Source organism: Pseudomonas sp. PS02303 (assembly GCF_029959925.1).
Lineage (GTDB): Bacteria > Pseudomonadota > Gammaproteobacteria > Pseudomonadales > Pseudomonadaceae > Aquipseudomonas > Aquipseudomonas mandelii.
In genome coordinates this window covers 1-8,672 of the sequence record NZ_JASCOM010000245.1, presented here as the reverse complement: position 1 = coordinate 8,672, position 8,672 = coordinate 1, and the positions used below count along the sequence as shown (strand labels likewise).

The 8,672-nt window shown below is 61.7% G+C and carries 7 protein-coding genes and 1 pseudogene; 2 read left to right on the top strand and 6 right to left on the bottom strand.

Annotated elements, in window-relative coordinates; genetic code table 11:
- Positions 1-113: 113 nt before the first annotated feature.
- Genes QMX98_RS29030 through QMX98_RS29020 form a run of 3 tightly spaced genes read right to left on the bottom strand, consistent with a single transcriptional unit; the run spans position 114 to position 2,938 of the window.
- Complete coding sequence (locus QMX98_RS29030) at positions 114-1,169, bottom strand: ABC transporter ATP-binding protein (RefSeq protein ID WP_010457573.1); 1,056 nt, start codon at positions 1,167-1,169, stop codon at positions 114-116.
- 15 nt (positions 1,170-1,184) lie between these two features.
- Entirely contained in the window at positions 1,185-2,033 is an 849-nt protein-coding gene (locus QMX98_RS29025) for an ABC transporter permease (protein ID WP_010457574.1), read from the bottom strand.
- Positions 2,030-2,938, bottom strand: coding sequence for an ABC transporter permease (locus QMX98_RS29020; protein ID WP_010457577.1), 909 nt, complete (start codon positions 2,936-2,938; stop codon positions 2,030-2,032). Before QMX98_RS29020 ends, QMX98_RS29025 begins: the two co-directional genes overlap by 4 nt.
- A 64-nt stretch (positions 2,939-3,002) precedes the next feature.
- Between QMX98_RS29020 and QMX98_RS35125 the strand changes: the two are divergent.
- Positions 3,003-3,092, top strand: a pseudogene (locus tag QMX98_RS35125) (metal ABC transporter ATP-binding protein); the annotation flags it as partial.
- Between the two features lie 40 nt (positions 3,093-3,132).
- Here QMX98_RS35125 and QMX98_RS29015 read toward each other — a convergent pair.
- From QMX98_RS29015 to QMX98_RS29005, 3 genes are all read right to left on the bottom strand, one after another.
- Positions 3,133-4,236, bottom strand: a complete 1,104-nt coding sequence (locus QMX98_RS29015) for an extracellular solute-binding protein (RefSeq protein ID WP_010457579.1) — start codon at positions 4,234-4,236, stop codon at positions 3,133-3,135.
- Positions 4,237-4,453: 217 nt separating this feature from the next.
- Positions 4,454-5,902 (bottom strand): aldehyde dehydrogenase family protein, encoded by a 1,449-nt coding sequence (locus tag QMX98_RS29010; protein ID WP_282411762.1) that lies wholly within the window; start codon positions 5,900-5,902, stop codon positions 4,454-4,456.
- Entirely contained in the window at positions 5,899-7,536 is a 1,638-nt protein-coding gene (locus QMX98_RS29005) for a 5-guanidino-2-oxopentanoate decarboxylase (protein ID WP_077750445.1), read from the bottom strand. Before QMX98_RS29005 ends, QMX98_RS29010 begins: the two co-directional genes overlap by 4 nt.
- Before the next feature lie 159 nt (positions 7,537-7,695).
- On the opposite strand from QMX98_RS29005, the gene QMX98_RS29000 reads away from it, so the two are divergent.
- Positions 7,696-8,577 carry a LysR substrate-binding domain-containing protein gene (locus tag QMX98_RS29000; protein WP_010457585.1) on the top strand — a complete coding sequence of 294 codons (882 nt, stop codon included), beginning with the start codon at positions 7,696-7,698 and terminating at the stop codon, positions 8,575-8,577.
- Positions 8,578-8,672: the final 95 nt, after the last annotated feature.

The following is an 8,672-nucleotide window of genomic DNA, read 5'->3' as shown; positions in this document are numbered from 1 at the left end:
GGCTCGCTCCCACATTTGATCTGGGGTGTTCACAAATTCTGTGTTCACAGGAGATCCACTGTGGGTGCGAGCCTGCTCGCGATGGGGCCAGTACAGCCAACCCAATTCTAGTGTCAGGCGCCGAGTACGCGGCACGCCTCAGCCGGCAAGGTCACCGACACCGGGTTGCCAATGCTCAACCCAAACCCCTGACACGGCGTGCTCAGCGCCGTAAATGAAACCCCGGAACACTCCACCGTCGTTTCAATCGTCGCGCCGATATCGCGCACGAACGTCACCGTACCGAGCAACCGATTTCCCGCCGTGGCCTGTGGGTGCGACAGTTGCAGGTCTTCAGGACGAATCAGCATCTTCACCTTCTCCCCCACCACAATGCTGCTGCAAATCGGCACTTCCAGCGCGGCGCCCCCCGGCAACCCGACCTTGCCGTTGCCCAGCGCCGTGGCGGGGAAGATGTTGCCCGAGCCGATAAAGTCGGCGACAAATTCGTTGGCCGGGTGCCGGTAGATTTCAATCGGCGACCCCACCTGCTGCACCCGATGTTCACCCAGCACCACCACGATATCGGCCATGGTCATGGCTTCACGCTGGTCGTGGGTCACCATGATCGTGGTGATGTTCAGGCGTTGCTGCAACTGACGGATTTCCACCTGCATCGATTCGCGCAACTTGGCGTCGAGCGCCGACAGCGGTTCATCCAGCAGGAGGATTTTCGGGTGGTTGGCAATCGCCCGGGCAATCGCCACGCGCTGGCGTTGACCGCCGGAGAGTTTGGCCACCGGGCGATCAATCATCTCGCTCAGCTGAATCAATTCCAGCAACTCCACCACCCGCGCCTGCTGGTCAGCCTTGCTGACCCCGCGCAGTTTCAGCGGATAGGCGATGTTCTCCCCCACCGTCATGTGCGGGAACAGCGCCAGGGACTGGAACACCATGCCGAAGTTGCGCTGATGCGCCGGGGTGTGGCCGATGTCTTCACCGTCCAGGCGAATTTCGCCGCCGCTCAGGGTCTCAAGCCCGGCGATCATCCGCAGCAGGGTGGTTTTACCGCAGCCCGACGGGCCGAGGAAACACACCAGTTTGCCTTCCGGCAAATGCAGGTTTACATCCTTTACCGCGCAGGCCGAGCCGTAATGTTTCTCGACGTTTTCCAGAATCAGACCAGACATAAATCACCTCAAGAATCAGAACGAAACGCCACCTTCACCGACCAGCTTCTCCAGCGCCCAGATCAGGACGAAGTCGATCAGCACGATCAGCACGGCAAACGAAAATACGGTGGGGTCGAGCGACGACACGGTGCGGCTGTACATCCAGATCGGCACGGTCATCACATCGATGGTGTAGAGGAAATAGGTCACGGTGAATTCGTTGAACGAGACGATGAACGCCAGCAGCATGCCCGCCAGAATCCCCGACTTCATCAACGGCACCACCACATCGATAATCGCCCGCAGCGGTGAAGCGCCAAGCATTTGCGCGGCCTCTTCGACTTCGCTGCCGATGGAGAGCATTGCGGCGGTGCAGTTCTTCACCACGAACGGCAGGGCCAGGATCACGTGGGCAATCACCAGCCGCGAGGTGGTCATCTGGAACGGCAGGCTGTCGAACACCAGCAGCAATGCCAGGCCCAACACCACCATCGGAAACACCAGCGGCAGCGACATCAGTTGCAGCGCCACGGCCTTGCCACGGAACTCGCAACGGGTCAGCGCGTAAGCCGCCGGCACCGCCACAATGGTGGCGAAGACCATGGTCAGGCACGCCACCATCAGGCTGGTGGTCATGGCTTTGCCCAGGCTCAGCACATCGCTGGCATCGGGCGACACAAAGGTGTGCCAGGCCGCCTTGTACCATTGCAGGCTGTAACTGCTCGGCGGGAAGTCGAGGTTCGATGCGCCGCTGAACGACATGACGATCATGGTCAGGATCGGCAACACCGCCAGCAGCAGGATGAAGCCCGAGAGAATGCCGGCAAACTTGCCGGTCTCACCGGGCAGCAGCCCATAACGTTTCTTGGTCAACGTGCTCATTGGGAAGCCTCCAGCATGCGCCGACGACGGCCAGTGATGAATTCGGACAAGGTCATGATCGCCAGCGTGGTGACAATCAGCACCACACCGGCAGCGGACGCGGCGGGCCAGTTCATCAGCGGGGCGATCTGGTCATGCACCATCACCGCCAGCATCGGCACGCGCCGACCGCCGAGCAACAACGGCACCACAAAACTGCTGGCGTTGTAGGCAAACACCAACGTCGCGCCGGTGATGATCCCCGGCATGCTCATCGGCAGCACCACCTGGCGGAACACCTGGAAGCGACTTGCCCCCAGGGTGGCGGCGGCTTCTTCGTAAGTGCGGGCGACGCCGCGCATGGCGCTGGCAATCGGCAGCACGGCCAACGGGAACGCGGTTTGCACCAGGCCCATCAACACGCCGTTCTGGTTGTAGAGCAGCATGATCGGTCGCTTGATCAGGCCCAGGCCCATCAGTGCCTGATTGAGCATGCCGCCAGGGCCGAGAATCACCAGCCAGCCGTAGCTTTGCAGCAGCAGGTTGACCAGCAACGGCAGCAGCACCGCCGCGAGGAAGATCCGTCGCACGAATGGCGAGGTCAGGCGCGACATGGTGTAGGCCACCGGGATCGCCAGCAACACCGCGATCACCGCGCTGATCAGCGCCAGACGCAGGGTCAGCAGCAAGGATTTGAGGTAATAGGGTTCGAGCAATTGGGCATAACTGGCCAGGCTGAACCCGGTCCACTCTGCGCCTTTGGTGCCCACGCTCATGCGCAGTACCAGCAGGCTGGCGGCAATCAGCACGCCCAGAAACAGCATCGAGGGCGAGAGGAAAAACCACGCACGCGCCGTCGGCGAAACACCCCGATTGGCACGCACGGGAGCGGCGGCGACCGGATGAGTCAGAGGTTGGTGTTCCATAGCAAAGGTCTCGTCAATGGAAAGCAGCTGACAAACACAGCCCTCAAAACCACATCAGCCCCCTGTGGGAGCGAGCCTGCTCGCGAAAGCGATCCATCAGTCGACATCAATGGTGAATGTCAGACCGCATTCGCGAGCAGGCTCACTCCCACAGGGGATCTTCAGTGGTTGAAGATCTTGTGTTCGCCACTCAATCAGGAAGAAAAGATTTCCGTGTAACGACGAATCCATTGGTCATGCACGGAGGCCAGGAAGGCGTTGTCGTGCATGATCGCCTTCTCGGCAATCTGCTCCGGCGTGAGGATGTAAGGGCTCTTGCGCGCTTCGGCGGAGATGATCGCCTTGGCGTTGACCGGGCCGTTGTAGATGTCCTCGGCCATCTTGCCCTGCACCAGCGGGTCCAGAGAGTGGTTGATGAAGGCGTAGGTCAGGTCGGTATCGCCCGGACGGTTCTTCGGCATCACCGAGAGCATAAGGTCGGTGTAGAAACCTTCCTTCATCCCGAACGTAGCGCCCAGGCCATAGGCCGGATCGCGGATCTGTTTCGGGAAGAACGCCGGTGCGTACAGGCCGCCCATGTCCAGGGAACCGGTGCGGAACAATTCGGCGATCTGGTTCGGGTTTTCACCCAGGGTGACCACACGGTCTTTCAGCTCCGCAAGTTTCTTGAAGCCCGGCTCGATGTTGTGCTCGTCACCCCCGGCCAGTTTGGCGGCGATGATGATCAGGTCCATCGCTTCGGTCCAGTTCGGCGGCGGCAGGAAGATGTTCGGCGACAGCTCGGCGTCCCACAGGGCGGCGTAACTGTCCGGTGCTTCCTTGATGGTGCGGGTGCTGTAGACGAGGCTGTTGCACCACAGCAGGTAACCGATGCCGTGACCGTTAGCGCCGGTACGGTATTTCTCCGGTACGTCGACCAGGTTGGGAATGCGGTTGAGGTCTGGTTTTTCCAGCAGATTGGCTGCTGCCAGACCTTCGGCGCCGACACCGGCCAGGGTGATGATGTCGTACTGCGGACGATCACCGGCGGCCTTGAGTTTGGCGACCATTTCCGAGGTGCTGCCGGTGCGGTCAGCGATGACCTTGCAACCATATTTGTCTTCGAAGGTGGCCGCGATGTTACGCAGTGCAGCCAGGCCGGTGTCGTCGGACCAGGTCAACAGGCGCAGGGTCTTGCCCTGGAAGCGCGTGTCGCTGGCATTGGCCTTGACGAAGGGCAAACTCATGGCCGCCGCGGCTACGGACGCCACGCCCACGGTTTTGATGAATTGACGTCTGTTCAGATCATGTTCGCCCATTACGGACTCCCTTTGTTTTTGTAGGTATAAGGCAGGTCGAAACTGTTGCATCCGCGCAGCCGGATCAGCGTTTTCCCTCGTATTTTCGGGGGTTTGGCTGAACCAGTGAGTTCATCCTGAGGTCGTGCAAAACACCTGACTATCGATAAAAACTCATCGAAGCCATGACACCAGTGCATGCCTCGATACGAGGCATGCACTCTCCTGTTTCGTGCCTTCAGACGGCGCGAATCACGTGTTTGATTTCCTGGAAAGCCTGCAAGCCCCACGGCCCCAATTCGCGGCCGATGCTGCTCTGTTTGTAGCCACCCCAAGCGGTCTGCGGGAAGATCACTTGCGGCGCGTTGATCCACACCAGTCCCGCCTGCAAGGCGTTGGCGACCCGATCCGCGGCTTCGTTGTCGCGAGTTACCACGCTGGCCACCAAACCAAACTGGCTGTCGTTGGCCAGGGCAATCGCTTCGGCTTCGGTGGCGAAACTGCGCACGCAGATCACCGGGCCGAAAATCTCTTCACACCACAACGCACTGCCCTGGGGCACTTCGGTGAAAATCGTCGGCTGCAAAAAATAGCCGCGGGGCAGGTCTGCAGGGCGATTACCGCCGCTAACCAGCTTGGCCCCGGCGCTCAAACCGCGATCGATGTGGCCCAGCACACGCTGGTATTGCGCCTGATTGACCAGCGCGCCCATTTCCACGTTCGGGTCGAACGGGTCGGCGACGCGAATGGCTTCGGCGCGGGCCTTCAATCGGATGAGGAACTCATCTGCCAATTCATCAGCGACCAGCACGCGGCTGGTGGCGGAGCACATTTGCCCGGCGTTGAAGAAACCGCCGCCACAGGCCACTTCAACCGCCAGTTCGATGTCGGCGTCAGCGAGCACCAGCAGCGAAGATTTGCCACCCAGTTCCAGGCTCACGCCTTTGACGGTTTCCGCCGCACGCTGCATGACTTGCACACCGACCGCATTGCTGCCGGTGAAGGAAATTTTGGCGATGCGCGGGTCGGCCGACAGCGGCGCGCCGACGGCCAGGCCCGTGCCGCAGACCAGGTTGAACACGCCATCCGGCAAGCCGGCCTCAGCGACGATCGCCGCCAGTTCCAGCTCGGGCAACGGCGTGACTTCGGACGGTTTGAGCACCACGCAGCAACCGGCCGCCAGGGCTGGGGCGAGTTTCCAGGCCGTGGTGACCATCGGGAAATTCCACGGCACGATCAGGCCGACCACGCCGCACGGTTCACGGCGCACGCGAGCGCTGAAATCGTCGGTGGGCAGCTCGATGTTGCTGTCTTGTCTGGCATCGAGGCCTTCGGCAAGACCGGCGTAGTACTCGAACGTCGCGATCACGTCATCGACGTCGATGGCGGCTTCGAACAGCGGCTTGCCGTTGTTGCTCGACTGCAACTTCATCAAGTGGTCGCGCCCGGCCTGCACGCCGGCGGCGATTCTGCGCAGGATCGCGCCGCGTTCGGCACCGGTGGTTTTCGACCACTCGCCGAACGCCTGGGTGGCGGCGGTGACCGCTTGATCGACGGCTTTTTCATCGCCGCCATTCACGGTGGTCAACAGGGCTTCGGTCGCCGGGTTGATCACACGCAGATGTTCGTTGCCAGCCGACCATTGGCCGTTGATGTACAGGCCGTCCAGAGTGGTAGGGAAACTCATTTCGACACCGCCTTCATCCACTGGGTCTGATCGATTTCAATCAGGGTCGGGCCCTGACGGTCGGCGGCGCTGCGCAAGGCGCTGCGCAGTTGTTCAACACCGTTGACCGCTTCCGCCGCACAGCCCAGCGCCTTGGCCACACCGATGAAGTCCGGGGTGTAGATGTCCACGCCCACCGGTTCGATGGCGCGGTTGACCATGTATTTCTTGATCTCTTCGTAGCCCTGGTTATTCCACAGCAGGACGATCACCGGGGTGCGCGCTTCAACGGCGCTGGCCAGTTCCGGCAGGGTGAATTGCAGGCCGCCGTCACCGATCAGGCACACCACCGGAGGACGCGCGCCGTTTTCAAGGCTGCCACCGAGCCAGGCACCGATTGCCGCCGGCAAGGCGTAACCGAGGGTGCCGTAACCGGTGGACGAATTGAACCAGCGACGCGGGCGTTCCGGGTTGAAGGTCAGGTTGCCGGTGTACACCGGTTGGGTCGAATCGCCGACGAACACTGCGTCCGGCAATTCGTGCAACACGGTTTCGAGGAAGCGGGTCTGGGCCAGGGTCGGGGCGTCCCAGGTGGCGGCGAGGTCGTCACGCAGACGGGCAGCGCGGACTTGTCCCCAATCGTTGCGACGCTCGGCCAGCGAGTGCTTGGACAGTTCACTGAGCAAGGCTTGCGCGGCGTTACGCGAGTCCGCCACCAGGGCGACTTTCGGCGGGTAATTGCGCACGGTCTGGTCGGGGTCGATGTCCACGCGCAGCAGCACACCGGGAATCTCGAAACCGCCGGCAAACGTGACGTCGTAATCGGTCTCGGCCAATTCGGTGCCGATGGCCAGCACTACGTCGGCCTCGGCGACCAAGGCACGGGTCGCAACCAGGCTCTGGGTCGAACCGATCAGCAGCGGGTGACTGGATTCGAGCATGCCTTTGGCATTGATGGTCAGGGCCACGGGTGCGTCCAGCCGTTCGGCCAACTCGGTCAACTCGGCGGCGGCATCAATGGCACCGCCACCCGCGAGAATCAGTGGGCGCTTGGCGCCGGCCAGCAGCGCGGTCATGCGGCTGATGGCGCTTGGCGAGGCGCCAGCACGGTCGATGTTCACCGGGAGACTGGCGAGCAGGTCATCGGCTTCTTCGACCAGCACGTCCAGCGGAATTTCGATGTGAACCGGGCGTGGACGGCCGGCCTGGAACAGAGCAAAGGCGCGGGCCAATACGCCCGGCAATTCAGCTGCCGACATCAAGGTGTGGGAGAACGCCGCCACGCCGCCGACCAAGGCGCTCTGGTTCGGCAGCTCGTGGAGCTTGCCGCGACCACCGCCCAACTGGCTGCGCGATTGCACGCTGGAAATCACCAGCATCGGGATCGAATCGGCGTAGGCCTGGCCCATGGCGGTGGTGATGTTGGTCATGCCAGGGCCGGTAATGATGAAGCACACACCCGGTTTGCCACTGGTGCGCGCATAACCGTCGGCCATGAAACCGGCGCCCTGTTCGTGACGCGGCGTGACGTGGTTGATGCTCGAACGGGCCAGCCCGCGATACAGCTCCACGGTATGAACCCCGGGAATGCCGAACACCTGCTCGACCCCGTAATCTTCGAGTAACTTGACCAATACTTCGCCGCACGTCGCCATGTCTTTGCCCTTTTTGTTCGTTTGAGACGCCGGGCCTGCGCAGTGTTTATGATGCGTGGGCAGGTCCAGGGATGGCCTCATTGGAACGGGCGACACGTAGCCGCAACAATGGATAAAAAGTCATACTAGCCATGTCCTCACGTCATACCTTGGATCCAAATGAAACGATTGCCTCCCCTGCCGGCGCTGCACACTTTTCTGATTACCGCGCAGTGCTGCAACTTCACTCGGGCCGCCGAACAGCTCTACATCACCCAAGGCGCGGTGAGCCGGCAGATCGCCGGGCTGGAAGAACATCTGGGTTATGAGTTGTTTATCCGCCAGGCCCGGGGCTTGAGCCTGACCGCTGAAGGACGCGAGTGGCTGCCACGGGTGCAGCAGATTTTCGGCTTGATCGACGAGGCGGTGGAACAGATCGGCGAGAAGCGCGAAACCCTGCAACTCAAGGCCCCGACGTGCGTGATGCGATGGCTGCTGCCGCGCCTGGTGCAGTGGCAAAGGGAGCGTCCGGATGTGCCGGTCGAACTGACCACCACGGTGAAACACGGCGTGGATTTTCATCGCGAGCAGTTCGATGCGGCGGTGATCTATGGCGTACCGCCGGAGACATCACTGGCGTCCCATCGGCTGTTCGATGAGCAACTGACGCCAGTCTGCTCCCGGCCGTACCTCGAGGGGCCGGTGCCGTTGCAGGCGCCGGAGGATCTGGAACAACACATGCTGTTGCACCCGACCCGCGATGAACGCGACTGGAAAGCCTGGCTGGCCAGCGCCGATATTCGCTTGAGCAATGTCGGCAAGGGCCAGCATTTCGAAACCCTGGACCTGGCGATGTCGATGGCGTCCCAAGGAACTGGCGTGGCGATTGGGGACTGGTCGTTGATTGGCGACGACCTGAGCGCTGGGCGACTGGTCATGCCGTTTGAATTGAAGGTGAAGACAGGGTTGGCGTATTACCTGGTGTTCCCGGAAAAACCCGGGCCTTCGCCGAAGTTGCGCGAGTTGTTGGGGTGGTTGGTGGAGCAGGCTCAGTCACGCTGAGCCCCGAAGACTTGGCGCATAACCCTGTGGGAGCGAGCCTGCTCGCGATAGCAGTGGGTCAGTCGGCATATTTGTTGAATGACCCACCGCTATCG

What these genes read in the sequence shown, in the direction of transcription:
- QMX98_RS29030 (WP_010457573.1), bottom strand. Translation starts at nt 1,169, where the DNA reads ATGTCTGGTCTGATTCTGGAAAACGTCGAGAAACATTACGGCTCGGCC.
- QMX98_RS29025 (WP_010457574.1), bottom strand. Translation starts at nt 2,033, where the DNA reads ATGAGCACGTTGACCAAGAAACGTTATGGGCTGCTGCCCGGTGAGACC.
- QMX98_RS29020 (WP_010457577.1), bottom strand. Translation starts at nt 2,938, where the DNA reads ATGGAACACCAACCTCTGACTCATCCGGTCGCCGCCGCTCCCGTGCGT.
- QMX98_RS29015 (WP_010457579.1), bottom strand. Translation starts at nt 4,236, where the DNA reads ATGGGCGAACATGATCTGAACAGACGTCAATTCATCAAAACCGTGGGC.
- QMX98_RS29010 (WP_282411762.1), bottom strand. Translation starts at nt 5,902, where the DNA reads ATGAGTTTCCCTACCACTCTGGACGGCCTGTACATCAACGGCCAATGG.
- QMX98_RS29005 (WP_077750445.1), bottom strand. Translation starts at nt 7,536, where the DNA reads ATGGCGACGTGCGGCGAAGTATTGGTCAAGTTACTCGAAGATTACGGG.
- QMX98_RS29000 (WP_010457585.1), top strand. Translation starts at nt 7,696, where the DNA reads ATGAAACGATTGCCTCCCCTGCCGGCGCTGCACACTTTTCTGATTACC.